The following is a 25,174-nucleotide window of genomic DNA, read 5'->3' as shown; positions in this document are numbered from 1 at the left end:
AGAGAGAAGTCATGCTGCACGAAGCGCTCGGCAGACCCCCGAGTCTAGGTGCGGGGAAAACGCAGGACATCGCCCATCCGCTCAAAAGGCTTCTCCAGCCGATCAAACTGAGTGTCTCTGGTGTGGCGAGGGATGAAAAAAAGCCGGGCGCATGGCCCGGCTTGTGCGTGGTTGCCGCTTCGGCAGCTCAGTGGCCGGAGGCGCCCGAAGCTCCCAGACCCGTTTCCGAACGCACCTGCTGCGCGGGGAACACGGCGCGTTCCCTGGCGGCCTGGGCACTCTTGTCGAGCACCGAGAACAGCCACACGCCCACGAAGCCGATGGTCATGGAGAACAGCGCGGGCGATGCATAGGGGAACCAGGCCGAGCCTGCAGGGTTGCCCAGCGTGGCTTCCCAGACCGGGGGCGAGACGATGGTCAGGCCCACCGAGGACGCCAGGCCCATGAAGCCGCCGATCACGGCGCCCTTGGTCGTGCAGTCCTTCCACAGCACCGACAGCAGCAGCGGGGGGAAGTTGGCCGAGGCCGCGACCGCGAAGGCCAGCGACACCATGAAGGCGATGTTCTGCTTCTCGAACACGATGCCCAGCAGCACGGCGATGGCGCCCAGCGTCAGCGTGGTGATGCGCGAGACGCGCAGCTCAGCGGCGCTGTCGGCCTTGCCCTTCTTGATCACGGTGGCGTACAGGTCATGCGACACGGCCGAGGCGCCCGACAGCGTCAGGCCCGCGACCACGGCCAGGATGGTGGCGAAGGCCACGGCCGAGATGAAGCCGTAGAACACGTCGCCGCCCACGCTCTTGGCCACCAGCACGGCCGCCATGTTGGCCGTGCCCGCGCCGCCGTGGATCACGCCCTTGACCGTGTCGGCCATCTCGGGGTTGGTCAGCACCAGGGTGATGGCGCCGAAGCCGATGATGAAGATCAGCACGTAGAAGTAGCCGATCCAGGTCGTGGCCCAGAACACGCTCTTGCGCGCTTCCTTGGCGTCGGGCACGGTGAAGAAGCGCATCAGGATGTGGGGCAGGCCCAGCGTGCCGAACATCAGCGCCATGCCGAAGCTGATGGCCGAGATCGGGTCCTTGATGAAGCCGCCCGGGCCCATGATGGCCAGGCCCGCCTTGGCGGCGGCCGAGGGGTCGGCGCCGTTGTTGGCAGCGATCTCGGAGCGCACGCGCACGCCTTCGGCGAACAGCGCCTCGGGGCTGAAGCCGTACTTGGCCAGCACCATGAAGCCCATGAAGGTCACGCCTGCCAGCAGCATGCAGGCCTTGATGATCTGCACCCAGGTCGTGGCCGTCATGCCGCCGAACAGCACGTAGATCATCATCAGGCCGCCCACCAGCACCACGGCGATCCAGTAGTCCAGGCCGAACAGCAGCTTGATCAGCTGGCCCGCGCCCACCATCTGCGCGATCAGGTAGAAGGCCACCACCACCAGCGTGCCGCTGGCCGCGAAGGCGCGGAACGGCGTCTGGGAGAAGCGGTAGCCGGCCACGTCGGCGAAGGTGAACTTGCCCAGGTTGCGCAGGCGCTCGGCCAGCAGGAAGGTCAGGATGGGCCAGCCCACCAGGAAGCCGATGGAGTAGATCAGGCCGTCATAGCCGCTGGCCATGACCGAGGCCGAGATGCCCAGGAAGGAGGCGGCCGACATGTAGTCGCCCGCAATCGCCAGGCCGTTCTGGAAGCCCGTGATGCCGCCGCCGGCCGTGTAGAAATCGGCCGCCGACTTGGTGCGGCCCGCGGCCCACTTGGTGATCCACAGCGTGGCCACGACGAAGGCCGTGAAGAGAATGATGGCGGTCCAGTTGGTGGCCTGCTTGGCGGCCACGCCGACATCGCCGCCGGCGGCCAGCACGGGCCCCGTCAGGGCCAGCGCCACGGCGGGCGCCAGCAGCATGCGTTGTGCGGAATTCTTCATTTCGTGGCGTCCTTCAGGATGTCCTGGGTGAGCTTGTCGTACTCGCCATTGGCACGGCGCACGTAGAGGCCGGTGACGATCACCGAGAACACGATCACGCCCATGGCGATAGGAATGCCCAGCGAGGTCACGCCCGCGCCAATGGGCTGGGCCAGAAAGGATTTGTCGAAGGCAATCAGCGCGATATAGCCGTAATAAACGACCAGCATCAGCAGCGTCAGAAAAAGGCCCAGGCGATTGCGTCTGGACCGCAGCTCCTGGTATTTGGGATGGCGCTGTATCTTGTCTACCACCGGATCGGTCATGGTTTGTCTCCTGAAGTTGGAATCGCGGCGGCAGCCCCATGGATCTGCAGCCTTGCGGCGCATTCTGGAAAGCGCTTCTGACCGAGTGCTTACGCAGTGCAGCATGGTTTGCCAGGGTTTTTACGGTGCTTTTCACATGGAAAAAGACGGCATCAGGGTTGCTGCTGAGTTAGTAAGAAATCGTTCAGTTCGCCGTCAATTTCTGTAAGAGGTGAGTCAGATTCGCGTCAGCAGGCAGGCGGATAGTGAATCGGCGGGCCTATGGCAAGCCCGCTAAATATTCAATAAATCAAGGAGACAGACATGGCTATCAACGCATCGCAAGGCGCGGGGGTCAAGGCGACCCCGCGGCCCATGACTCCGGAAGAACGCAAGGTGATCTTTGCCTCGTCGCTAGGCACGGTATTCGAGTGGTACGACTTCTATCTCTACGGATCGCTGGCGGCCATCATCGCCAAGCAATTCTTCAGCGGGCTCGATGCGGGATCGGCCTTCATCTTCGCGCTGCTGGCCTTCGCGGCCGGCTTCATCGTGCGGCCCTTCGGCGCACTGGTGTTCGGGCGGCTGGGCGACATGATCGGCCGCAAGTACACCTTCCTCGTGACCATCCTGATCATGGGCCTGTCGACCTTCATCGTCGGCATCCTGCCCACCTACGCCAGCATCGGCGTGGCGGCGCCGGTGATCCTCATCGGCCTGCGCATGCTGCAGGGCCTGGCCCTGGGCGGCGAGTACGGCGGTGCGGCCACCTATGTGGCCGAGCACGCGCCGCACGGCAAGCGCGGCGCCTACACCTCGTGGATACAGACCACGGCAACGCTGGGCCTGTTCCTGTCGCTGCTGGTGATCCTGGGCGTGCGCACCTCCATCGGCGAGCAGGCCTTCGCGGACTGGGGCTGGCGTATTCCCTTCCTGCTGTCCATCGTGCTGCTGGGCATCTCGGTGTGGATCCGCATGACGCTGTCCGAGTCGCCAGCCTTCCAGAAGATGAAGGCCGAGGGCAAGGTCTCCAAGGCTCCGCTGTCCGAGTCCTTCGGCCAGTGGCGCAACCTCAAGATCGTGATCCTGGCGCTGATCGGCCTGACCGCCGGCCAGGCTGTCGTCTGGTACACGGGCCAGTTCTATGCGCTGTTCTTCCTGACCCAGCAGCTCAAGGTCGATGCGGTGACGGCCAACCTGCTGATCGCGGCGGCGCTGATCATCGGCACGCCGTTCTTCGTGATCTTCGGCTCGCTGTCCGACAAGATAGGCCGCAAGCCCATCATCATGCTGGGCTGCGTGCTGGCCGTGGTGACCTACTTTCCCGTGTTCAAGGCGCTGACCGAGGCGGCCAACCCCGACCTGGCCGCGGCCCAGGCCAAGAGCAAGGTGGTGATCGTTGCCGATCCCAAGGAATGCTCGTTCCAGTTCAATCCCACGGGCACTTCCAAGTTCACCAGTTCCTGCGACGTGGCCAAGCAGCTGCTGGCCGCCGGCTCGGTCAGCTATGACTCCGAGGACGCAGCGCCCGGCAAGACGGCCTTCATCCGCATCGGCAGCACCGAGATCCCCTCGTTCTCCGTCAAGGGCCTGAGCCCCGAGGAAGCCAAGGCCAAGGACGCCGAGTTCAAGAAGACCGTGGCCAAGGTGCTGGCCGAGGACGGCTATCCCACCAAGGCCGACCCTGCGAAGATGAACAAGGTGATGATGGTCGCCATCCTGACCTACCTGGTCATCCTCGTGACCATGGTCTACGGCCCCATCGCCGCCATGCTGGTGGAGCTGTTCCCCACCCGCATCCGCTATACCTCCATGAGCCTGCCGTACCACATCGGCAATGGCTGGTTCGGCGGCCTCCTGCCCACCATGTCGTTCGCCATCGTGGCCCAGACCGGCAACATGTACAGCGGCCTCTGGTATCCCATCGTCATCGCGGGCGCCACGGCCATCATCGGCACGCTGTTCCTGCGCGAGACCAAGGATGTGGATATCTACGCGAATGATTGAGGGCTCCCCCTGAGGCGCTGACGCGCCTTCCCCCGTATGCACGGCGCCTTCTCTCGCTTCGCGGGAGGGGGACGACGCCATCGCCGCGAGGCGGCTCTTGCTCGGCGTCTCTGAGTTGGGGCCGCGCCGGTTGCATGCGGTGTGCGCAGTATCCGACTGTGTTTTGTGGCGCTGCATTGACGAAAGCCCATGGCGGTTTGCCATGGGCTTTTTTCGTATGGCGCTTCTACTGGTTTTCCATGTCATGCCTGTGGCAGCAAAGCATCAGATCGCGCATTTTCAGAGGCGGCCGTACATTTTTTGACATGCCCGCACCTAGAATTCGCAGCAGCCGCAAATGGCACTGATCTAGAGCCGGAGTCGGCCCTGAGATTTCAAGAATACCCACTCAACAATCCCAAGGAGATGCCGAGATGATCAAGATGAACCGCGTTGCCCTGGCCGTGCTGGCCGTGCTGGGTTCCACCACCGTGATGGCGCAAAGCAGCGTCACGATCTATGGCCGTATCAACACCACGATCGAGCGCCAGAAGATCGGTGACGAAAGCGTCAGCAAGATGGAGAACAACTCCTCGCGTTGGGGCATGCGCGGTGTCGAAGATCTGGGCGGCGGCCTGAAGGCCGGCTTCGTGCTGGAAAGCGGCTTCGCTTCCGACACCGGCATGGGCTCCTCCTCCACCGGCGCGCTGACCTTCGGCCGCCAGAGCGAAGTGAACCTGTCGGGCAACTTCGGTATGCTGCGCCTGGGCAACTTCTTCCCCGGCTCGTACTTCGCCACGGCCGACTACGTGAGCATGCACAACCATGACACGGGTTCGTCCTCCGACGCGCTGTACTTCGATCCCGTCTGGTTCGCCAGCGGCCTGGGCACCGCCAACAAGATCTCCTACACCACGCCCAACTTCGGCGGCCTGACGGTGGAAGGCTCGGTCTCCATGCACGAGAAGGCCACCGCCCTGGCCAAGAAGAAGAACGGCTACGACCTGGCCGCCAACTACAACGTGGGCCCCCTGGCCCTGGGCGCCGGCTACAGCCAGTTCGACGAAGACAAGCAGCTGGCCTTCCGCGCTGCCTACACTCTCGGCCAGTTCGTGCTGGGCGGCTACTACCAGCGCAACGACGAAGAAATCCGCGGCACGCGCAACAACTTCCGTCTGTCGGGCATGTACACCCTGGGCGCTTCCGAGTTCCACGTGAACCTGGGCCACGCCAACAAGTGGAGCAACATTGCCGACTCCGGCGCCAACCAGTGGACCCTGGGCTACAACTACAACCTGAGCAAGCGCACCAAGGTCTACGGCTACTACACCAAGGTGGACAACAAGGCCGGCGCCAACTACATGACCGGCGTGAAGGGCGCGGACTTCTCGTCCTTCGCCGTCGGCGTGCGCCACGCATTCTGATCGCCGCGCGGCGTAAGCCGCGAGCAAAGCAGGTCTGTTCCAATCAGCACCTGCCTGCCATCAGGCCTCGTACCGAAAGGTGCGGGGCCTTTTTGTCTGGGCCCGTCTTTTCACAGCCTGATCAAGGAAATACCCATGAGGATCATCGCGGCCGGTTGCCTGGCCTTTGTTGTCGTGTCGCTGCTGGCCATCACCCAGGTGAAGGGCGTGCCGGACGGGCAGGCCATGCCTGCCTCCGTGCAGATGGCCAAGTAAGGCCTTGAAAGAGGCACGAGCCCCGGACTGGTTCCGGGGTTTTTTTATGGTCGCGCGGATTTGTTGAGGAGGCGTTTTGTGTTTAACCTGTATGAAAATACAGGTATTGAGAAGCGTCCGATGCCTGACGCATGGACTGCCTAGAATGTTTGGCTCCCACTGACCACACAACATCCATGACGCACGGTCTGATTCGAATTCGCGGCGCACGCCAGCACAATCTCCAGAACCTGGATCTCGACATCCGTACCGGCGAGCTGACCGTGGTCACGGGGCCCAGCGGCTCGGGCAAGTCCAGTCTGGTGTTCGATACCCTGTATGCCGAAGGCCAGCGCCGCTATGTCGAGACCTTCTCGGCCTATGCGCGGCAGTTCCTGGACCGCATGGACAAGCCGGCCGTGGACCGTGTGGAAGGTGTGCCGCCGGCCATCGCCATCGACCAGACCAATCCCGTCCGCAACTCGCGCTCCACCGTGGGCACGATGACCGAGCTCAACGACCACCTGAAGCTGCTGTTCGCGCGCGCAGCCCAGCTGTTCGACCGCGACACCGCCGTGCCCGTGCGCCACGACACGCCCGACAGCGTGCTGGAGGAGCTGGCCGAGCGTTGCCGGCAGGCCGGTGATCCGCGCATCGCCATCACCTTCCCCGTCGAGCTGCCCGCCAACACCACGGCCGCCGAGGTGGAGCAATGGCTGTCGGCCAGCGGCTTCACCAAGGTCCAGGCCGAGCGCGAGGCCGAGAAGGCCGGCGCCGTGGAGCCTGCCGCAGACGCCAAGGGCAAGAAGGCCAAGGCGGCGGCGCCGCTCAAGGTCAAGATGCTGGACGTGGTGGCCGACCGCTTCCGCCTGGGCAACGTCGAGCGTGCCCGCGCCTACGAGGCCATCGAGGTGGCACTCAAGCGCGGCAGCGGCCACATGACGGTCTATGTGCTGCCTGAATCCGCCGTGGAAGCCGCAGGTGCCCAGCCCACCGAGCCCCAGCTGTGGAAGTTCTCGCTGGGCCTGCACTGCCCCGAAAGCGGCCTGAGCTACCAGGAGCCGATTCCCTCGCTGTTCTCCTTCAACTCCGCCGTGGGCGCCTGCGAGGCCTGCCGGGGCTTTGGCCGCGTGATCGGCGTGGACTGGGGGCTGGTCATCCCCAACGACAAGCTCACCCTGCGCACGGGTGCCATCAAGCCCGTGCAGACGCCGGCCTGGAAGGAGATCCAGGACGACCTGATGCGCCACGCCGAGGCCGAAGGCATTCCGCGCGACACGGCCTGGGCCAAGCTCACCGACGCGCAGAAAAGCTGGGTGCTGGACGGCTCGCCCAACTGGAATGGCAAGTGGACCCAGACCTGGTACGGCATCAAGCGCTTCTTCGAATACCTGGAGAGCAAGGCCTACAAGATGCACATCCGGGTGCTGCTGTCCAAGTACCGCAGCTATACCGAATGCCCCACCTGCGGCGGCGCGCGCCTGAAGACCGAAAGCCTGCTGTGGCGCCTGGGCGGCAAGCAGGCCGCCGATGCCGTGCTGCCGCCCGGCGACGAAGGCCGCTACCGCCGCTTCATGCCGAAGGGCGTGGCCTGGAGCCGCGAGCAGCTGGACGCGCTGCCGGGCCTGTGCCTGCACGACCTGATGCAGCTGCCCCTGGTGCGGCTGCGTGATTTCTTCCAGCAGCTGGCGCCGGCTGCCGATGCCCCGCTGCATGACGGCGAGGCCCAGGCCCTCAAGATGCTGCACGCCGAAATCATGGCGCGCGTGCAGTACCTGTGCGACGTGGGCATCGGCTACCTCACGCTGGACCGCCAGAGCCGTACGCTGTCGGGCGGCGAGGTGCAGCGCATCAACCTGACCACGGCCCTGGGCACCTCGCTGGTCAACACCCTGTTCGTGCTCGACGAGCCCAGCATCGGCCTGCACCCGCGCGACATGGAACGCATCACCGAGGCCATGCAGCGCCTGCGCGATGCAGGCAACACCCTGGTCGTGGTCGAGCATGACCCGGCCGTGATGTTCGCGGCCGACCGCATGATCGACATGGGCCCCGGCCCCGGCGCGCGCGGCGGCCAGATCGTCTTCGACGGCACGCCCGACGACCTGCGCCATGCCGACACGCTGACCGGCGCCTACCTGGGCGGCCGCAAGCAGGTGGGCTTCGGCCTCAAGCGCATGGTGACCGAGTCCACGCCGCGCCTCATCCTCGAAGGCGCGCGCGAGCACAACCTGCGCAGCATCGACGTGGACTTTCCGCTGCAGCGCCTGGTCACCATCACCGGCGTCAGCGGCTCGGGCAAGTCCACGCTGATCCAGGACGTGCTGGTGCCCGCGCTGATGCGCCACTTCGGCAAGCCCACGGATGCGGCCGGCGCCTTCGAGCGCCTGCTGGGCGCCGACCACCTGAGCGACGTGATGTTCGTGGACCAGTCGCCCATCGGCAAGACGGCGCGCTCCAACCCGGCCAGCTACGTGGGCGCCTGGGACTCCATCCGCGAGCTGTTCGCCATTGCGCCGCTGTCGCGCCAGCGCGGCTACACGGCCGCCAAGTTCAGCTTCAACAGCGGCGACGGCCGTTGCCCCACCTGCGGCGGCTCGGGCTTCGAGCATGTGGAGATGCAGTTCCTCTCCGATGTCTACCTGCGCTGCCCCGACTGCAACGGCACGCGCTACCGCCCCGAGATCCTGGAAGTCACGATCGAGCGCCACGCGGCCGGCGAGTTGCAGCCGCGCAAGCTCAACGTGGCCGATGTGCTGGAGCTCACCGTGGCCGAGGCGGCCCTGCTGTTCGCCCAGGACCGCGAGGTCATCCGCGCCCTGCAGCCCATCGTCGATGTGGGCCTGGAATACGTGAAGCTGGGCCAGCCCGTACCCACGCTGTCGGGCGGCGAGGCCCAGCGCCTCAAGCTCGCGGGCTTTCTGGCCGAGGCGGCCAAGTCCCAGGCAAAGTCGAAGCAGGCGCTGGCCAAGAAGGGCACATTGTTCCTGTTCGACGAGCCCACCACGGGCCTGCACTTCGACGACATCGCCAAGCTCATGCGCGCGCTGCGCAAGCTGCTGGAGGCCGGCCATTCGCTGATCGTCATCGAGCACAACCTGGACGTGATCCGTGCCAGCGACTGGCTGATCGACCTCGGTCCCGAAGGCGGCGACGGCGGCGGCGCCATCGTGGCCCAGGGCACGCCCGAGGAGGTGCGCCAGGTGCCTGGCTCGCACACGGCCCAGGCCCTGCGCGAGTACGACCTGGCCATGGGCGTGGGCGGCGAGGCCGTGCGCGAGGTCGCCCCCATGCTCTACAAGAGCCAGCGCAAGGCGCATGCCATGTCGGGGGCGGCCGCCAGGAATGCCATCGAGATCGTCAACGCCAAGGAGCACAACCTCAAGCAGCTGTCGGTGGAGATCCCGCGCGGCAAGTTCAACGTGGTGACGGGCGTCTCGGGCTCGGGCAAGTCCACGCTGGCCTTCGACATCCTGTTCAACGAAGGCCAGCGACGCTACCTGGAGTCGCTCAACGCCTATGCGCGCTCCATCGTCCAGCCTGCGGGCCGGCCCGAGGTGGATGCCGTCTACGGCATTCCGCCCACCGTGGCCATCGAGCAGCGCCTGTCGCGTGGCGGGCGCAAGTCCACCGTGGGCACGACCACCGAGGTCTGGCACTTCCTGCGCCTGCTGTACGTCAAGCTGGGCACGCAGCACTGCATCCACGACGGCGCCGCGGTGCAGCCGCAGACGGAGGAAAGCATCGCGGCCCAGCTGCTCACGCAGTTCCGGGGCCAGACCATCGGCCTGCTGGCGCCGCTGGTGGTCAACCGCAAGGGGGTCTACACCGAGCTGGCCGACTGGGCTCGGCCACGCGGCTACACCCATCTGCGCGTGGACGGCGAATTCCTTCCCACCACGGGATTCCCGCGCATCGACCGCTTCAAGGAACACACCATCGAGCTGCCCGTGGCCAGCATCACCGTCACGGCGGCCAGCGAGCGCGAGCTGCGCGGCCACCTGGCGCAGGCGCTGGAAACAGGCAAGGGCGTGCTGCATGTGCTGTCCGGCCTGGACAACCTGGCCGATGCCATGGCCGGCGGCCGGAGCACGGCCGGCATCGGCAGCCTGCAGGTGTTCTCCACCCAGCGCGCCTGCCCGGTCTGTGCCACCAGCTATGCCGAGCTGGACCCGCGCCTGTTCTCCTACAACAGCAAGCACGGCTGGTGCCCCGACTGCGTGGGCACGGGCGTCAAGCTCACCAAGGACCAGCGCAAGGTCTATGACGACACCCTGCTGGTCGAGGACAACCGGGGCCGCGAAGTCAAGTTCGAAGGCCAGGAAATCGAGGACCTGGCCGAAGTGACCTGCCCCACCTGCCAGGGCACGCGCCTGAACGCCACGGCGCGCGCCGTGCGCTTCCATGGCGTGGGCATTGCCGAGATCGCCCAGCTGTCGGTCAACGACGTGCGCCAATGGGTGCAGGCGCTGGCGATGTCGGGCCGCGAGGCCGACATTGCCCGCGATCTCATCCCCGAGATCCAGAGCCGCCTCGAATTCCTCGAGGAAGTGGGCCTGGGCTACCTGACGCTGGACCGTGGCGCGCCCACGCTGTCGGGCGGCGAGGCCCAGCGCATCCGCCTGGCCGCGCAACTGGGCAGCAACCTGCAGGGCGTGTGCTATGTGCTGGACGAACCCACCATCGGCCTGCATGCGCGCGACAACCAGATCCTGCTCAACGCCCTGCACAAGCTGGGCGACAAGGGCAACACCCTGGTCGTGGTCGAGCATGACGAGGACACCATCCGCCGGGCCGACCACATCATCGACATCGGCCCCAGCGCCGGCATACGTGGCGGCCGCCTCGTGGCCCAGGGCACGGCGGCCGACATCATGGCGGCCGAGGACTCCATCACGGGCCGCTATCTGCTGCACGCCATGCGCCACCCGTTCCAGCCGCGCCGCTGGGTGGGCGAGGGCCAGCCGCCGCAGGCGGCCGCCGAGCTTGCCGCCGTGGCCGAACCGGTGCCGGAACCCGCGCCTGTCAAGGTATCCAAATCCAAAAAGAAGGCCGCGCCTGTCGTTGTCGACGCCGAACCCGCCTCCGACGCGCTGGGCTGGCTGACCGTGCGCGGCGCCCATTTGCACAACCTGCAGAACGTGGATGCGCGCGTGCCGCTCAAGCGCTTGGTGGCCGTCACAGGCGTCAGCGGCTCGGGCAAGTCCACGCTGGCGCGCGACGTGATGCTGGCCAATGTGGCCGCCTGGGTGGGCCAGCGCGCCACCAAGGCCGGGCGCGATGCCATGGACGCGGGCAAGGCGCCTGCGCTGTCGGGCTGCAAGGGCCTGCAGGGCTTCGAGGGCATTGACCGCGTGCTGGAAGTGGACCAGACCCCCATCGGCAAGACCCCGCGCAGCTGCCCGGCCACCTACATCGGCTTCTGGGACACCATCCGCAAGCTCTACGCCGAAACGCTGGAGGCCAAGGCGCGCGGCTACGCGGCCGGCCGCTTCTCGTTCAACACCGGCGAAGGCCGCTGCCCGGCCTGCGAGGGCCAGGGCATGCGCACCATCGAGATGAGCTTCCTGCCCGACGTGAAGGTGCCGTGCGAGGTCTGCCACGGCGCGCGCTTCAACCCCGAGACCCTGGCCGTCTCCTGGCGCGGCAAGAGCATTGGCGACGTGCTGCAGATGGAGGTGGACGAGGCCGTCGAGTTCTTCGCCAGCATGCCCAGCATCGCCCACCCGCTGCAGTTGCTCAAGGACGTGGGACTGGGCTATCTCACGCTGGGCCAGCCCTCGCCCACGCTGTCGGGCGGCGAGGCCCAGCGCATCAAGCTCGTCACCGAGCTGACCAAGGTGCGCGACGACGTGACCCGGCGCGGCAACAAGGCGCCGCACACGCTCTATGTGCTGGACGAACCCACGGTGGGCCTGCACATGGCCGATGTGGACAAGCTCATCCGCGTGCTGCATCGCCTGGTCGATGCGGGCCACAGCGTGGTCGTCATCGAGCATGACCTGGACGTGATCGCCGAGGCCGACTGGATCATCGACCTCGGCCCCGAAGGCGGCAAGGACGGCGGCCGCATCATTGCGGCCGGCACGCCCGAGGATCTGGTGGCTGCGGGCACGCACACGGGCAAGGCGCTCAAGCCCGTGCTGGCCCGTTGAGCCTCAGGCGCAGGCCACGCCTGCGCTGCGTGCGGAGCCTGCGGGCAGGCGGCTGCTCCAGAAGACCAGCACCAGGCCCACGGCCGTCAGCGCGGCGGCGGCCCAGCCCAGGTTGACCAGGCCCAGGCCACCGGCCAGGGCCAGGCCGCCGACCCAGGCACCCAGGGCATTGCCCAGGTTGAAGGACGCAATGTTCAGGCTGGAGACCAGGTTGGCGCCCTGGGGGCCGGCCTGGTCCAGCACGCGCATCTGCATGGGGGCCACCGTGGCGAAGGCCACGACGCCCAGCACGATCACATAGGCCATGGCCACGGCCTGGTTCCCGAAGGCCCAGCGGCCTGCCGCCAGCACCACCATCAGCGCCGCAATGCTCCACACCAGGGCGCGCATCACGCCCCGGTCGGCCAGCTTGCCGCCCAGCAGATTGCCGGCGGCCAGGCCCGCGCCGAACAGCAGCAGGGTCAGCGCCACCAGGCTGTCGCCCATGCGGGTCACCTGGGTCAGCAGCGGCTCCACATAGGTGTAGAGCGCGAACACGCCCGCAAAGCCGAAGGCCGTGATGCCCAGGCCCAGCCAGACCTGGCCGTTGGCCAGCACGGCCAGCTCCTGCGCCAGCGGTGTGACCTCGGGGCGGCCCTGGTCGCGCGGCACGAAGGCGGCCAGGATGGCAAAGGCCAGCACGCCGATCGCGGCCACGGCCAGGAAGGCGCTGCGCCAGCCGAACATCTGGCCGATCCAGGCGCCGGCAGGCACGCCCAGCAGGGTGGCCAGGGTCAGGCCCGAGAACATCAGCGCAATCGCCGACGCCTTCTTGTCCACCGGCACCAGTCCCGTGGCCACCACGGCGCCCACGCCGAAGAAGGTGCCGTGGGTCAGCGAGGTCAGCACGCGCGCCGACATCAGCCATTCATAGCTGGGCGCGAACGCGGCGGCCAGGTTGCCGGCGATGAAGATCAGCATCAGCGCCAGCAGCAGGCGCTTGCGCGGCCATTGGCGCGTCAGCAGCGTGAGCACGGGCGCGCCCACGGCCACGCCGATGGCGTAGCCCGAAATCAGCGAGCCCGCCGTGGGAATGCTGATGTGAAGATCCTGGCTGACCTGGGTCAGCAGGCCCATGATGATGAATTCCGTGGTGCCGATGCCAAAGGCACCGGCCGCCAGGGCGAGTAGGGAAAGAGGCATGGACGGATTCCTTGTGATCCTTGGTGTGATGTCCAGTAATGTCGCACTGCAACATACCTTTGTGTAGATGGAATAATGGAAACGGATCTGTTCCTGTGTGGAATAGATGATCCTTTTCTCGGAGACACCATGCCCGCACTTGTTCCTCTCGCCGCCGCCGACACGGGCAGCGCCGACGCCAACCGCTTTGCCGAGCTGGAAATGCTGATCCTGGTCGCCGAGCGCGGCAGCCTCTCGGCCGCTGCGCGCCACCTGGGCATCTCGCCCTCGGCCGTCAGCAAGAGCATGTCGCGGCTGGAGGCGCGCCTGGGCGTGCAGCTGCTGCAGCGCAGCACGCGGCGCCTGCATCTCACGCCCGAAGGCTGCCAGCTGTTCGAGCGCGGCAAGCGCGTGCTGGCCGACCTGGAGGAACTGGAGGCCTGCGTGGCCGTGCGCAGCGAACCACGCGGCCTGGTGCGCATCAACACCAGCTCATCGACCGGAAAAATGCTGCTCGTGCCCCTGGTGCCGCAATTGCTTCAGCGCCATCCCGGGCTGAGCCTGGAACTGAGCTTCACGGACCAGATCGTGGACCTGGTCGAGGCCGGCACCGACATCGCCGTGCGCTGGGGCCAGCTTCCGCCCTCGGACATGGTCGCGCGCTTGCTGGGCCGCACGCGCCAGGTCATCCTGGCATCACCGGAGTACCTGGCCCGCATGGGCCGGCCCCTGCATCCAGACGAGCTGGGCCACCATGTGCGCCTGGGCTGGAGCTACCAGCGCGCCATACCGCACTGGCCGTTTCTGGTGGACGGCCAGCGCGTGGCCGTCGATATCGGGGAGGTGGTGCGCGTCAACGACGGCGATGTGATGCGCGAGCTGGCGCTGCACGGCACGGGCCTGGCCCGCCTGTCGCTGTACCACGCCTGGGCCGACGTGCTCGCCGGCCGGCTGGTGCCCGTGCTGGAGGAATTCAACACGGGCGACCTGGAACCCATCCACGCCGTCTACCTGGGCAAGCCCGACCGCCTGCCCCCGCGCACGCGCGCCGTGCTCGACTTCCTGCAGGCGCATGTGGATCTGCGGCATGCGGAGCAGCTGCCGGCGCTGCCCTGAGGGGTGGCCGGCAGCGAGGGCGTCACTCCTGCTCGGCTGGCAGAGGTGCGGCGTTGAAGGACAGGTTCTCGATGATGTCGTGCAGCACGGTGGGCACTGGGTCCACGGGTGCGTCGGCCGCGTAGACGATGCCTGTACCCACGCCCTTCGGGTCAAGCAGGCGTTTGACCACCAGCACCTGTTCGGGGCGGGTGCCATTGGTGCGGGAGCTGCCTTCACCCTCGTTCACGCTGTAGACGAAGTAGTAGGAGCGCAGCAATTGGCCGTAGTTGTTGACCTTGACGCACAGGACGCCGCCCGCCAGATTGCCCCGGATCTGGTGTTCGCAACCAAACAGCCTGTCCGCCGTTTCCATCAGGCCATTGCCGTTCGCGGTGGCAGGCGTTTGCAGCTGCATATTCACCACTTCGGAAGCAACGCCTTCGCTGCCGAACGAAGTCAGCGCCCAGAGTCCCCTCAGGCTGGATGCCACGGCGGGGTAACCGAAGTTGAAACGCGAAATCGCCACTTCCTGTTCGCCGGGCAGCGTGATGAAACCCGACACGCCGCTGGTGAAGCGCATGCTGACCTGGCCCATGTTCCGGTCTTCGGAGCCCGACATCGGGCCGCTGCCCAGAAAGCGGCCGCCCTTGTAGCGGATCAGCGGAGCGGCAAAGCGGTTATTGGTCAGCGCGCCCGAGGTCATGTAGAAGGTGGGCTGGCCGCTGGGCTCGTAGGCATACATCTGCATGACCAGCGTGCCGTTCTGTGCATCGATGGCCAGCCCGCGACCCGGCTTGCCGTTGAGTTCGGAAGTCACGACCCAGGTGCCATTGCTGGGCATGAATGCGTGCGCCAGGCCGCAGCCCAGCAAGATGGCTGCTGCCAATGCTTTCTTGAACATGGTCCCTCTCTGTCTGATTAAGAAAATGCATGGGCATTCTAGCCATCGTCTTTACAAAGAGAAACAGTGTGATGGTTTTGAGTGGCTTTTGCTGGAGTCCCTGAAATGGGTTCGTACGCCGGCAATGTGCTTTCCAGCGTGCGTATTCAAACTTCTTGAAAGCGCCCGAGTTCCATCCATTCACAGGCCTGCCCTGGCATTGCCCACGGGCCGAAAGGCGCGGGCACCCTGTCCATCCCTCCCAATCGCCCAGGCACACCAGGCCGATACCGCTCCCGCAAACACCACATACAGGCACACCAGCCACGGGCTGCCACCGGCTGTCTTGACCAACGCCGTCGCAATGATGGGCGTGATGCCGGACGCGAAAATGCCCGAGAACTGGTAGACGAAGGAAATGCCGGTGTAGCGCACCTTGGCGTCGAACAGGTCGCAGAAGAGGGCGGCTTCGGGACCGTAGACCGCCGCGTAGAGAATGCCGAAGGGCACGACGATGGCGATCCATATCAGCAGCACATTGCCTCCGCTGTGGGCCATGAGCCAGAAGGCCGGGAAGGCCGAGACCGCGGTGATCAGCGATCCCCACAGATACACGCGGCTGCGGCCCAGGCGGTCGGACAGGCGGCCGAACAGCGGAATCGTGAAGCACATCACCACGGCGGCGACCATCACGCCGATGAGCGCGTCCGTGCGGCTGATCTGCAGGGTAGAGGTCAGGTAGCTGATCGAGAACACGCCGAAGACGTTGAAGAAAACGCCGTCGATATAGCGTGCGCCCATGCCCTTGAGCACATTGCCCGGATAGCGCCGCATCATGTCCATGAAAGGGATGGCCGTTTCCGCATTGCGTGCCTTGACAGCTGCGAATTCGGGCGTCTCCTTCACATGCAGGCGGATGTACATGCCCACGGCCACCATCAGGCCCGAGATCAGGAAGGCGATGCGCCAGCCCCAGGCCATGAATTGCTCTTCCGTACACAGCCAGGACAGCAGGGCCACCACGCCCGAGGCCATGAACAGGCCGATGGCCAGGCCCACCTGGGGCAGGGAGGCATAGAAGCCCCGCTTTTCCTTGGGCGCGTATTCGTAGGCCATGAGCACGGCACCGCCCCATTCGCCGCCCAGGCCTATGCCCTGGGCCACGCGCAGCAGCAGCAGCAGGATGGGCGCGGCCACGCCGATCTGCGCATGCGTGGGCAGCAGGCCGATCAGGAAGGTGGACACGCCCATGATCATCAGCGTGACCACCAGGATGCTCTTGCGCCCCACGCGGTCGCCGAAGTGCCCGAAGATCACCCCGCCCAGCGGCCGTGTGACGAAGCCCACGGCAAAGGTGGTGTAGGCCAGCAGCGTGGAGATCAGCGGATCGTCGCTGGGAAAGTACAGCTTGCTGAACACGATGCCGGCGACCACGCCGTACAGGAAGAAGTCATACCACTCGATGGTTGCGCCGATGAGCGCGGAGGTCACCACCTTGCGGATGACCCTGGGATCGGTTGCCGTCGTCATGCTGTCTCCTGGTTGTCTGTCGCATTGCCGGGATGCAGGAACGGGCAGTCATGCGACCTTGAGCTGCCCTGTCTCTTCGTACCTGTCTTCGCGAACCATGTCGGCGGCCTTCTCGGCCATCATCACCACGGGCGCATTGGTGTTGCCCGAGACCAGGGTGGGCATGACCGAGCAATCGACCACGCGCAGCCCGGCCATGCCGTGCACGCGCAGCCGCGCATCGACCACGGCCAGGGCATCGCTGCCCATGCGGCAGGTGCCGCTGGGGTGGAAGATGGTGGCGCCGTGGTTGCGGCAGAACTCCAGCAGCTCCGCATCGCTGTGCGCATCGGGGCCGGGCTTGACCTCGCGCTTCACGAAGGGGCGCATGGCCGGTGTGTCGGCAATGGCGCGTGCCGCGCGCACGGCCGCCACGTTGGTGCGGCGGTCCAGGTCGGTGGCCAGGTAGTTGGGCTGGATGGAAGGCGGCTCGAAGGCATCGCGCGAGCGGATGCGCAAGCGCCCGCGCGATTCGGGCCGCAGCTGGCAGACCGACATGGTGAAGCCCGAGTACGGATGGACCTGGCCGCCTGCCATGTCGGCCGACAGCGTGGAGACGTGGAACTGGATGTCGGGCGTGTCCGCCACGGGCCGGCCCTGCTCGTCCCTGAGCGCACGCATGAAGCAGCCGCCCTGGTTGATGCCCACGGCCAGCGCGCCCGAGCGGAACAGCAGCCACTCCAGCCCCAGCCTGGTCCTGCCCACCCAGGAATTGAGCTGGTCATTGGTGGTGATGGGCTGGCTGCATTCGTAGCCCAGGCGGATCTGAAGATGGTCCTGCAGGTTCTCGCCCACGCCCGGCAGATCGTGCACCACGGGAATCCCCAGGGACTGCGACAGCGCGGCCGGGCCTATGCCCGACAGTTGCAGCAGCTGCGGCGACTGGATGGCGCCAGCCGACAGAATCACCTCGGCCCGCGCCTGGGCCTGGCGCTCCTGCCCGCCTTGCCGGTAGCGGATGCCGGTGGCGCGCCGGCCGCGCAGCACCAGCTGCGTGGCCATGGCGTCGGTCTCTATGCGCAGATTGGGGCGGCGCCGGGCCTCGCCCAGATAGGCCTTGGCCGTACTGCAGCGCAGGCCCTTGTGGGTGGTGAGCTGGTAGTAGCCTGCGCCCTCCTGGTCGCGGCCGTTGAAGTCCTCGGTGCGGGGCACGCCGACCTGGCCTGCACCGGCAATGAAGGCCTCGATCAGCGGATGCCGGGCGCCGATGTCCGAGACCTTGAGCGGCCCGTCCGCGCCATGGTCCGGGAAGGCGCCGCGCGCATTGCCTTCGGACTTCACAAAGTAGGGCAGTACCTCCTCATACGACCAGCCCGCATTGCCCAGCGCGGCCCAGTGGTCGTAGTCCTCGCGCTGGCCGCGCACGTAGATCAGGCCGTTGATCGAACTGCTGCCGCCCAGCGTGCGGCCGCGTGGCCAGTAGATGCGCCGGCCGTTCATGTTGGGGTCCGGGTCGGTCTCGAACTTCCAGTTGTAGACGGGGCTCCACATGGTCTTGCCGTAGCCGATGGGCAGGTGGATCCAGGGCGAGCGGTCCGGCGGGCCGGCCTCCAGCAGCAGCACCCGCGTGGCCGGGTCCTCGGACAGGCGCGCGGCCAGCACGCAGCCGGCAGAGCCTGCTCCCACGATCACGTAGTCATAGCTGTCGATGGGGTCCGGCATGCAGTGGCTCCTTTTTTGTTTCTTTTGAAGGAACTATTTGTTCCTTTGAGTGAAACTTATTCGTTGCCGCCGTGGACTGCAACCCCGCGCAAACCCTTGCCGCCTCCTGGCGATCAGGCATGATCGAAAGCGTTTCCGGCCTTCCACACGACACGACACCGCCCTATGCCGCCATCCCTTGCCAGCGCTGCCCCGGACCCCACCCCTGCACGGCAGGACGAAGCGAACTCGGTCTCCGATCGCTCCCTGGCCGTGCTCGATTTCGTCACCCAGGCCGAGGCCCCGCCGGGCCTCATGGACATCGCAGCCGCGCTCAACCTGCCCAAGGCCACGGCCTCGCGCCTGTGCTCCCACCTGGAGGCGCGGCAATGGCTGCTGCGCCACGAGGGTGACCGCAGCTTCTCGCCAGGCCCCAAGCTGCTGAGCCTGGCCGTGCGCGCCCTGCAAGCCGACCCGCGCCAGGCCCTGCGCCATGAGCTGCTGTCCCAACTGGTGGCCCGTCTGGGCGAGACCTGCAACCTCACCGTGCTGGACGGCACGCGCGTGCGCTACCTGGACCGTGTCGAGACCCACTGGCCGCTGCGCATCCAGCTGGAGGCCGGATCGATGGTGCCCATCCACGCAACGGCCAGCGGCAAGCTGTTCCTGGCCCATATGCCTGCGGCCCGGCGCGCCGCCATCCTGGACAGCGTGGAACTCACCGCCTGCACGGCCAACACGCTGACCACGCCCGAGGCGCTGTCACATGAGTGCGCGCGCATCGTGCGCGAAGGCCACTCCTGCGACCGCGAGGAATTCATGCGCGGCATGATCGCCGTGGCCGTGCCCGTGCGTGATGCCAAGGGCCAGTGCCGCGCCACGCTGGCCGTGCATGCGCCGGAGGTGCGCATGCCGCTGGCGCAGGCGCTGGAGGGCCTGCCGCACCTGAAGGAAACGGCCCAGCGCATGGCCGGCCTGCTCTTCTGAGGCGCTGGGCACCCCGGAAAAAAGGCCCCCACGCTGCCCTTGCTGCGCAAGGTCCGCTGCCCACCAGGGGGGCGCTTTATGCCTTGGGGCGGCCAGGCGGCAAAAAAAGGGCCTCACTCGGAGGCCCTTGTCGTCACTGGAAGCCCAGCGTATGCGGCAACCAGGTGGACAGCGCGGGGATGAAGGTCAGCAGGCACAGCACCACGAAGTGGGCCAGCAGGAACAGCGGCATCTCACGCGTGAGATCGGTGATGGACACGCGCGTGGCCACCGAGGTCACGAACAGCAGCCCGCCCACGGGCGGCGTGATCATGCCCAGCGTCAGGTTCACGATCACCACCATGGCGAAGTGCGTGGGATCGATACCCAGGCTGAACGCAATGGGCGCCAGGATGGGCACCAGGATCATCACGCCGGGCAGCGGCTCCATGAAGATGCCGAACACCAGCAGCAGGATGTTCACCGCGATCAGGAACAGGGTGGGCGACAGCTGCCAGCTCACGATCAGCTCGGACAGGTACTGCGGAATGCCCTCCACCGTCAGCACCCAGGCAAAGGCCGCCGAAGTCGCCATCACCAGCAGCACCGAGGCCGTCAGCATGGCCGAGCGCGCCGCAATGCCCGGCAGCGCCGACCACTGCAGCGTGCGGTACACCCACTTGCCGCAGACCAGGGCGTAGAACACGGCCACCACCGAAGCCTCGGTGGGCGTGAAGATGCCGAAGCGGATGCCCACCACGATGAGCACGATCAGCATCAGCGCGGGAATCGCCTTGAAGCTGTTGATCCACATCGTGCGGCCGTCAGGGCGCGGCTCGGTGGAGCGGTAGTCGCGCTTCTTGCACACCCACCAGTTCACGGCGGCCATGGCCAGCGCGATCAGGATGCCGGGGATGAAGCCGGCCATGAACAGCCCCCCCACCGACACGTTCTCATCCTGCAGCGCGTAGATGATCATGCTCACCGACGGCGGAATGATGGGCCCCACGATGGCCGTGCTGGCCGTCAGCGCCGCCGCGTAGGAGCGCGCGTAGCCGGCCTTGTCCATCATCTTGACCATCATCGAGCCGGGGCCGGCCGCATCGGCCAGGGCCGAGCCCGAAATGCCCGAGAACAGCGTCAGCGACAGCACATTGGCATAGCCCAGGCCGCCGCGCAGATGGCCCACGAACTGCGCTGCAAAGCGCAGCAGCACATGCGTGAGCGCGCCGCCCGACATCAGCTCGGCCGCCAGGATGAAGAAGGGCACGGCCATCAGCGGAAAGCTGTCTATGCCCGTGAACATCTCCTTGAACACGATGAGCTGCGGATAGCGGCCGCCCACGAAGACGGCCAGTGCGGCGGAGATCGCCAGCGCGAAAGCCACCGGAAAGCCCAGCGTGAGCAGGACGATGATGGCGATGAAAAGCGTGATACCCATGATGTGCGTTCGAATCAGTTATTCATGGCAGAGCGATGGAACTGACACGCTCCAAAGCAGGAGACACCAAGCAAGGGCCTGGGCCGGCCGCGCCGCCCCGCAGCGAGGGTGTCGTCCCCTGGGGGAAGGCGCGCAGCGACTCAGGGGGGTCATATGGATGCGGCCGCGTCGGCATCCATCTCGTCCGACTCCGCGAACGAGCCGTCTGCGATATACCCGCGCGCAATGAACAGCAGATGCACCAGCATCAGCACGAAGCCCACGGGCATGGCCGCGTAGACGAAGGAGATGGGAATGTCCGTGGCCGCCGTGGTCTGGAAGCGCGTGGCCCAGACATACTGCGACGAGGCCACCGCCATCACCGCGCAGAACAGGCCCACGCCCAGCACCACGAGGCGGCGTAGCCACTGCGCCTTGCGCGTGCCCACCGAGCGGTGCAGGTTGTCGATGGCCACATGGCCACCGAAGCGCAGCACCAGGCCCGCGCCCAGGAAGGTGACCCAGATCATCATGTGCCGGGCCACTTCCTCGGCCCAGACAATGGAGTCGCCCGTGGTGTAGCGCAGCACCACATTGGCAAACACGATGCAGGCCATGGCCAGCAGCAGCACGATCAGCAGCCAGCGGTTGCAGGCCACAAGGGCGCGTTCGATTCGGTTGAGCATAGGAGTGGGCGAGGGCAGGAGGGGAGTGGCGCAAGGGCCGGGCTGCCGCCGGAGGTCAGATCATCGGCGCGGGCGCCGTGCGGGGCCACAGGTGTTGCCCGCAGCGGGTCGCCCTGCATTGCGGGCCGCAGCCCGCAATGCCTCAGGGGATTACTTGGCGTTGGCGATGGTGTCCAGCGTCTTCTGGCCGAACTTCTTCGCGTATTCCTTATAGGCCGGCTCCAGCGCGGTGCGGAAGGCGGCCTGGTCCACCTTCTCCACCACCTGCATGCCGTGGCTCTTGGCTTCTTCCACGCCCTTCTTCTCCACCGTGTCCACGAACACGCGCGAAGCGATGGCGCCCGACTTGGCGCCCTGCGTGAAGGCCGCCTTCTGGCTGTCGTTCAGCGTGCCCCAGAACGAGGGCGACACCAGCAGGGCCATGGGCGCGTACACGTGGGCCGTCAGCGTCAGGTGCTTTTGCACCTGCCACAGCTTGGCCGAGGCCAGCACCGAGATCGGGTTCTCCTGGCCGTCGATCGTGCCCTGCTGCAGCGCACCGATCACTTCGGGCCAGGACATGGGCGTGGGCGATGCGCCCAGCGTGCGGAAGGCCGTGATGTGCACGGGGTTCTCGGTCACGCGGATCTTCAGGCCCTTGAGATCGGCCACGCCGTTGACGGCGTGCTTGTTGTTGGACAGGTGGCGAAAGCCCTGCTCGCCCCAGGCCAGCGCGACCAGGCCGCGCTTGCTGAACTTGGCCAGCAGCTCCTGGCCGAAGGCGCCGTCCAGCACGGCGCGCGCATGCTGCGTGTCGCGGAACAGGAAGGGAATGTCCACCACGCCCACATCGGGCACGAAGTTGCTGATGGCGCCCGTGGAGACGATGGCCGCCTCCACCGTGCCCAGCTGCAGGCCCTCGATCAGCTCGCGTTCGCCGCCCAGGGCGGACGCGGGGAACTGCTTGAACTTGTAGGCGCCGTTCGTGCCCTTTTCCACCGCATCGGCCCAGGCCTGGGCAGCCGCGCCGTAGTGCGAATTCACGGCCAGGGCGTAGCCCACCTTGACCTCCTTGGTCTGGGCCAGTACGGCGCCAGCCGAGGCAGCCGCCATGGCGGCCACGCAGGTCGAAAGAAGGGTGCGGCGGATCATTTGCATAGCGGCAGTCTCACTTGTTGTGTGTTGAAAAATGGCCCCCACGCTCCCCTTGCAGGGCAAGGTCAGTGGCTGTCCCGCAGGGAGCCGTTTTTCATCCTGGGGCGGCCCGGCGATGAAAAAAAGAGCCCATGGATTGTAGTGACCACTCCCCTTGTGGCGACCACGTACAAAGCGCTCGTCATGTGCGTTGAGGTACATCTGATTTGGCGATGTCGTGGGCAGCGACCGGCATATCAACCAATGGACAGACGCACCGGCTTTCCCACGCGGCTCAACATTTCAACCAGGGCGTCAATGGTGAACTTTGCAGTCTTTCTGTTCACCACATCCGAGATGCGCGGGCGGGACACCATCAGGATCTCTGCCGCGTCTGACTGCTTCAGGTGATGCTGTGCAATCCATTGCGCCAGCTCCGCCATCAGCTGCTCCTTGAGAAGATGGGTGTCGTTGATCTGCTGGCGCGATGCAGCTTGCAGCTTCAATGCCTCGTCTTCAGGAAAGCCCAGCTCCAGAAAGAGGTTTGCCTTCGCCTTGGTCACATGGCGGATTTCTGTATCGATCTTCATTTGTTGGCCTTTCTCATGTGGACCACGGCACGGTAGCGCGCCGATGCGATGTCCTTGTCGTGCCGGCTTGTCACCTGTGATTTCTTCTGGAAGCAGTGCAATACATAGACCGCTTCCTCGAACTTGGCCACATACATCACCCGGAACGCTCCGCTGGCGTCCCTCACGCGGATCTCCCGTGTCCCGGCGCCCACGTCGTCGAAGGGTTTCCAGTCCTCCGGTTCCTGGCCTGCCTGAACCTTGCTCAACTGAAAGCCCGCATCTCGCCTGGGGCCTGCGGGAAAGTCCCGCAGATCGTCGTATGAGGATCCGACCCAGCGGATGTCTTTGTCCTGCTCCATGGAAGATCCTTGTATAAAATTTTATACAGGCATGCCGAAGGCGTAAAGCGGCTGTATGGCCTTTCGAGTGCGTGCATCAAAGCAAAAACGCCCGAGGCGCAGGCATCGGGCGTTTTGCGTCATGGCAGGGGTGCCGTCTTCGTGCGCACGGCTCAGCGTGCCCCGATCCGCTCGAACTCGCTCTCCACCGCCGCATGCGCCTTCAGGATGCTTTGCGAAGGCGCAGGGCCCATGCGGCTGACGACCACCGTGGCCAGCCAGGCCAGGATGAAGCCGGGGATGATCTCGTACAGGCCCAGCCAGCCGAACTGCTTCCACACCAGCACCGTCACGGCGCCGGTGATGATGCCGGCCAGCGCGCCGCCGCGCGTCATGCGGCTCCAGAACAGCGACAGGATGATCACCGGGCCGAAGGCGGCGCCGAAGCCGGCCCAGGCGTAGCTGACCATGCCCAGCACCTTGGAGTCGGGGTTGCTGGCGATGGCGATGGCGATCAAGGCCACCAGCAGCACCATGGCGCGGCCGACCCAGACCAGTTCGATCTGGCTGGCGTTCTTGCGCAGGAAGGTGCGGTAGATGTCTTCGGTCAGCGCGCTGGAGCACACCAGCAGCTGGCACGACAGCGTGCTCATCACGGCTGCCAGGATGGCCGCCAGCAGTGCGCCCGAGATCCAGGGGTTGAACAGCTGCTTGGTGATTTCCATGAACACCGTCTCGGCATTGGCGTTCACGGCGGCAGCGCCAGCGGGGTTGGCCGCGAAGTAGGGAATGCCGATGAAGCCCACGGCCACGGCGCCGGCCAGGCACAGGATCATCCAGGTCATGCTGATGCGGCGGGCCGAGGGAATGGTCTGCACCGACGATGCCGCCATGAAGCGCACCAGGATGTGCGGCTGGCCGAAGTAGCCCAGGCCCCAGGCCAGCAGCGAGACCACGCCCACGAAGCTGGCGCCACGGAACAGGTCGAACTTCTCTGCCGCCACGATGGCGTGCAGGTCCTGGCCCGGCTGCAGATGGCCCTGCACGGCCAGCCAGGCGATCACGGGCGCCAGGATCAGCGCCGTGATCATCATCGAGGCCTGGATGGTGTCCGTCCAGCTCACGGCCAGGAAGCCGCCGATGAACACATAGGCGATGGTGCACAGCGCGCCCACCCACAGGGCCGTGCTGTAGGGCATGCCGAACATGTTCTCGAACAGGCGCGCGCCCGCCACCACGCCCGAGGCGCAGTACAGCGTGAAGAACACCAGAATCACCACGGCCGTCACGATGCGCAGCACGTTGGAGTGGTCCTCGAAACGGTTGGCCAGGTAGTCGGGCAGCGTCAGCGCATTGCCGGCACGCTCGGTGTACAGGCGCAGCCGCGCCGCCACCAGGCGCCAGTTCAGGTAGGCGCCCAGGATCAGGCCGATGGCGATCCAGGCTTCCGACAGGCCGGACAGGTAGATGGCGCCGGGCAGGCCCATCAGCAGCCAGCCGCTCATGTCCGAGGCACCGGCCGACAGCGCTGTCACGAAGCTGCCCAGGCTGCGGCCGCCCAGGATGTAGTCGGAAAGATTCTTGGTGCTGAAGTAGCCGATGGCGCCGATGCCGAGCATGGCGACCAGGTAGATGGCGAACATGATCGCCGTCGGGTCGTTCCAGTTGAATTGCATTGAAGTGTCCTGCGTTGGTCGTGTTTTTTCGGGTGGTGCGGGGCGCTTGC

17 protein-coding genes are annotated in these 25,174 nt (G+C 66.1%); 5 read left to right on the top strand and 12 right to left on the bottom strand.

Going from position 1 to position 25,174, the window contains the following annotated elements:
- Positions 1 to 187: 187 nt before the first annotated feature.
- Both ACF8NF_RS23800 and ACF8NF_RS23795 read right to left on the bottom strand, forming a co-directional pair.
- The gene (locus ACF8NF_RS23800) at positions 188 to 1,921 is read right to left on the bottom strand and encodes a cation acetate symporter (protein WP_016450046.1); all 1,734 of its coding nucleotides are present in this window, start codon (positions 1,919 to 1,921) and stop codon (positions 188 to 190) included.
- Positions 1,918 to 2,226, bottom strand: a complete 309-nt coding sequence (locus ACF8NF_RS23795) for a DUF485 domain-containing protein (protein WP_012207753.1) — start codon at positions 2,224 to 2,226, stop codon at positions 1,918 to 1,920. Before ACF8NF_RS23795 ends, ACF8NF_RS23800 begins: the two co-directional genes overlap by 4 nt.
- 303 nt (positions 2,227 to 2,529) lie before the next feature.
- Here ACF8NF_RS23795 and ACF8NF_RS23790 point away from each other — a divergent pair, with 303 nt between their 5' ends.
- The 3 genes from ACF8NF_RS23790 to uvrA all read left to right on the top strand — a co-directional run bounded on the left by ACF8NF_RS23790 (position 2,530) and on the right by uvrA (position 12,004).
- Entirely contained in the window at positions 2,530 to 4,212 is a 1,683-nt protein-coding gene (locus ACF8NF_RS23790) for an MFS transporter (RefSeq protein WP_016450047.1), read from the top strand.
- A 413-nt stretch (positions 4,213 to 4,625) separates the two neighbouring features.
- On the top strand, positions 4,626 to 5,615 hold the full coding sequence (locus ACF8NF_RS23785) for a porin (RefSeq protein ID WP_016450048.1): 990 nt from the start codon (positions 4,626 to 4,628) through the stop codon (positions 5,613 to 5,615).
- A 431-nt stretch (positions 5,616 to 6,046) separates the two neighbouring features.
- On the top strand, positions 6,047 to 12,004 hold the full coding sequence (uvrA, locus tag ACF8NF_RS23780) for an excinuclease ABC subunit UvrA (RefSeq protein WP_392451376.1): 5,958 nt from the start codon (positions 6,047 to 6,049) through the stop codon (positions 12,002 to 12,004).
- Positions 12,005 to 12,007: 3 nt separating this feature from the next.
- On the opposite strand, the gene ACF8NF_RS23775 is transcribed toward uvrA, so the two are convergent.
- Positions 12,008 to 13,186, bottom strand: a complete 1,179-nt coding sequence (locus tag ACF8NF_RS23775; protein ID WP_016450051.1) for an MFS transporter — start codon at positions 13,184 to 13,186, stop codon at positions 12,008 to 12,010.
- Between the two features lie 129 nt (positions 13,187 to 13,315).
- Here ACF8NF_RS23775 and ACF8NF_RS23770 point away from each other — a divergent pair, with 129 nt between their 5' ends.
- Positions 13,316 to 14,281 carry a LysR family transcriptional regulator gene (locus tag ACF8NF_RS23770; RefSeq protein ID WP_126312705.1) on the top strand — a complete coding sequence of 322 codons (966 nt, stop codon included), beginning with the start codon at positions 13,316 to 13,318 and terminating at the stop codon, positions 14,279 to 14,281.
- Positions 14,282 to 14,303: 22 nt separating this feature from the next.
- Here the strand turns inward: ACF8NF_RS23770 and ACF8NF_RS23765 are convergent, their stop codons facing one another.
- The 3 genes from ACF8NF_RS23765 to ACF8NF_RS23755 form a co-directional block, all read right to left on the bottom strand.
- Positions 14,304 to 15,164, bottom strand: a complete 861-nt coding sequence (locus ACF8NF_RS23765; RefSeq protein WP_046237941.1) for a hypothetical protein — start codon at positions 15,162 to 15,164, stop codon at positions 14,304 to 14,306.
- A 180-nt stretch (positions 15,165 to 15,344) separates the two neighbouring features.
- Positions 15,345 to 16,673 (bottom strand): MFS transporter, encoded by a 1,329-nt coding sequence (locus ACF8NF_RS23760; RefSeq protein ID WP_013800415.1) that lies wholly within the window; start codon positions 16,671 to 16,673, stop codon positions 15,345 to 15,347.
- Between the two features lie 48 nt (positions 16,674 to 16,721).
- Positions 16,722 to 18,374 (bottom strand): GMC family oxidoreductase, encoded by a 1,653-nt coding sequence (locus tag ACF8NF_RS23755; protein ID WP_392451375.1) that lies wholly within the window; start codon positions 18,372 to 18,374, stop codon positions 16,722 to 16,724.
- Between the two features lie 165 nt (positions 18,375 to 18,539).
- Here ACF8NF_RS23755 and ACF8NF_RS23750 point away from each other — a divergent pair, with 165 nt between their 5' ends.
- Positions 18,540 to 19,340, top strand: coding sequence for an IclR family transcriptional regulator (locus tag ACF8NF_RS23750; RefSeq protein ID WP_047327930.1), 801 nt, complete (start codon positions 18,540 to 18,542; stop codon positions 19,338 to 19,340).
- A gap of 133 nt (positions 19,341 to 19,473) precedes the next feature.
- Here the strand turns inward: ACF8NF_RS23750 and ACF8NF_RS23745 are convergent, their stop codons facing one another.
- From ACF8NF_RS23745 to putP, 6 genes are all read right to left on the bottom strand, one after another.
- Positions 19,474 to 20,760: a TRAP transporter large permease gene (locus ACF8NF_RS23745; RefSeq protein ID WP_016452769.1), complete on the bottom strand. Its 1,287-nt coding sequence runs from the start codon at positions 20,758 to 20,760 to the stop codon at positions 19,474 to 19,476.
- A 149-nt stretch (positions 20,761 to 20,909) separates the two neighbouring features.
- On the bottom strand, positions 20,910 to 21,425 hold the full coding sequence (locus ACF8NF_RS23740; protein WP_013800419.1) for a TRAP transporter small permease: 516 nt from the start codon (positions 21,423 to 21,425) through the stop codon (positions 20,910 to 20,912).
- Positions 21,426 to 21,575: 150 nt separating this feature from the next.
- Positions 21,576 to 22,562 carry a TRAP transporter substrate-binding protein gene (locus ACF8NF_RS23735; protein ID WP_016450058.1) on the bottom strand — a complete coding sequence of 329 codons (987 nt, stop codon included), beginning with the start codon at positions 22,560 to 22,562 and terminating at the stop codon, positions 21,576 to 21,578.
- Positions 22,563 to 22,795: 233 nt separating this feature from the next.
- Positions 22,796 to 23,128 carry a helix-turn-helix domain-containing protein gene (locus tag ACF8NF_RS23730; protein WP_013800421.1) on the bottom strand — a complete coding sequence of 111 codons (333 nt, stop codon included), beginning with the start codon at positions 23,126 to 23,128 and terminating at the stop codon, positions 22,796 to 22,798.
- A complete protein-coding gene (locus tag ACF8NF_RS23725) occupies positions 23,125 to 23,469 on the bottom strand; it encodes a type II toxin-antitoxin system RelE/ParE family toxin (protein WP_013800422.1) in 345 nt (114 codons plus the stop codon). Before ACF8NF_RS23725 ends, ACF8NF_RS23730 begins: the two co-directional genes overlap by 4 nt.
- A gap of 152 nt (positions 23,470 to 23,621) precedes the next feature.
- The gene (gene putP, locus ACF8NF_RS23720) at positions 23,622 to 25,124 is read right to left on the bottom strand and encodes a sodium/proline symporter PutP (RefSeq protein WP_016450059.1); all 1,503 of its coding nucleotides are present in this window, start codon (positions 25,122 to 25,124) and stop codon (positions 23,622 to 23,624) included.
- Positions 25,125 to 25,174: the final 50 nt, after the last annotated feature.

Origin of the sequence: Delftia sp. WSY_22, from assembly GCF_043104185.1 — a bacterium.
Taxonomy (GTDB): Bacteria; Pseudomonadota; Gammaproteobacteria; order Burkholderiales; family Burkholderiaceae_C; genus Comamonas; species Comamonas tsuruhatensis.
This window is presented reverse-complemented; position numbering and strand designations above follow the sequence as displayed.

Excerpts from the sequence above, each read along its gene's own strand:
- ACF8NF_RS23800 (WP_016450046.1), bottom strand. The coding sequence starts at position 1,921 with ATGAAGAATTCCGCACAACGCATGCTGCTGGCGCCCGCCGTGGCGCTG.
- ACF8NF_RS23795 (WP_012207753.1), bottom strand. The coding sequence starts at position 2,226 with ATGACCGATCCGGTGGTAGACAAGATACAGCGCCATCCCAAATACCAG.
- ACF8NF_RS23790 (WP_016450047.1), top strand. The coding sequence starts at position 2,530 with ATGGCTATCAACGCATCGCAAGGCGCGGGGGTCAAGGCGACCCCGCGG.
- ACF8NF_RS23785 (WP_016450048.1), top strand. The coding sequence starts at position 4,626 with ATGATCAAGATGAACCGCGTTGCCCTGGCCGTGCTGGCCGTGCTGGGT.
- uvrA (WP_392451376.1), top strand. The coding sequence starts at position 6,047 with ATGACGCACGGTCTGATTCGAATTCGCGGCGCACGCCAGCACAATCTC.
- ACF8NF_RS23775 (WP_016450051.1), bottom strand. The coding sequence starts at position 13,186 with ATGCCTCTTTCCCTACTCGCCCTGGCGGCCGGTGCCTTTGGCATCGGC.
- ACF8NF_RS23770 (WP_126312705.1), top strand. The coding sequence starts at position 13,316 with ATGCCCGCACTTGTTCCTCTCGCCGCCGCCGACACGGGCAGCGCCGAC.
- ACF8NF_RS23765 (WP_046237941.1), bottom strand. The coding sequence starts at position 15,164 with ATGTTCAAGAAAGCATTGGCAGCAGCCATCTTGCTGGGCTGCGGCCTG.
- ACF8NF_RS23760 (WP_013800415.1), bottom strand. The coding sequence starts at position 16,673 with ATGACGACGGCAACCGATCCCAGGGTCATCCGCAAGGTGGTGACCTCC.
- ACF8NF_RS23755 (WP_392451375.1), bottom strand. The coding sequence starts at position 18,374 with ATGCCGGACCCCATCGACAGCTATGACTACGTGATCGTGGGAGCAGGC.
- ACF8NF_RS23750 (WP_047327930.1), top strand. The coding sequence starts at position 18,540 with ATGCCGCCATCCCTTGCCAGCGCTGCCCCGGACCCCACCCCTGCACGG.
- ACF8NF_RS23745 (WP_016452769.1), bottom strand. The coding sequence starts at position 20,760 with ATGGGTATCACGCTTTTCATCGCCATCATCGTCCTGCTCACGCTGGGC.
- ACF8NF_RS23740 (WP_013800419.1), bottom strand. The coding sequence starts at position 21,425 with ATGCTCAACCGAATCGAACGCGCCCTTGTGGCCTGCAACCGCTGGCTG.
- ACF8NF_RS23735 (WP_016450058.1), bottom strand. The coding sequence starts at position 22,562 with ATGCAAATGATCCGCCGCACCCTTCTTTCGACCTGCGTGGCCGCCATG.
- ACF8NF_RS23730 (WP_013800421.1), bottom strand. The coding sequence starts at position 23,128 with ATGAAGATCGATACAGAAATCCGCCATGTGACCAAGGCGAAGGCAAAC.
- ACF8NF_RS23725 (WP_013800422.1), bottom strand. The coding sequence starts at position 23,469 with ATGGAGCAGGACAAAGACATCCGCTGGGTCGGATCCTCATACGACGAT.
- putP (WP_016450059.1), bottom strand. The coding sequence starts at position 25,124 with ATGCAATTCAACTGGAACGACCCGACGGCGATCATGTTCGCCATCTAC.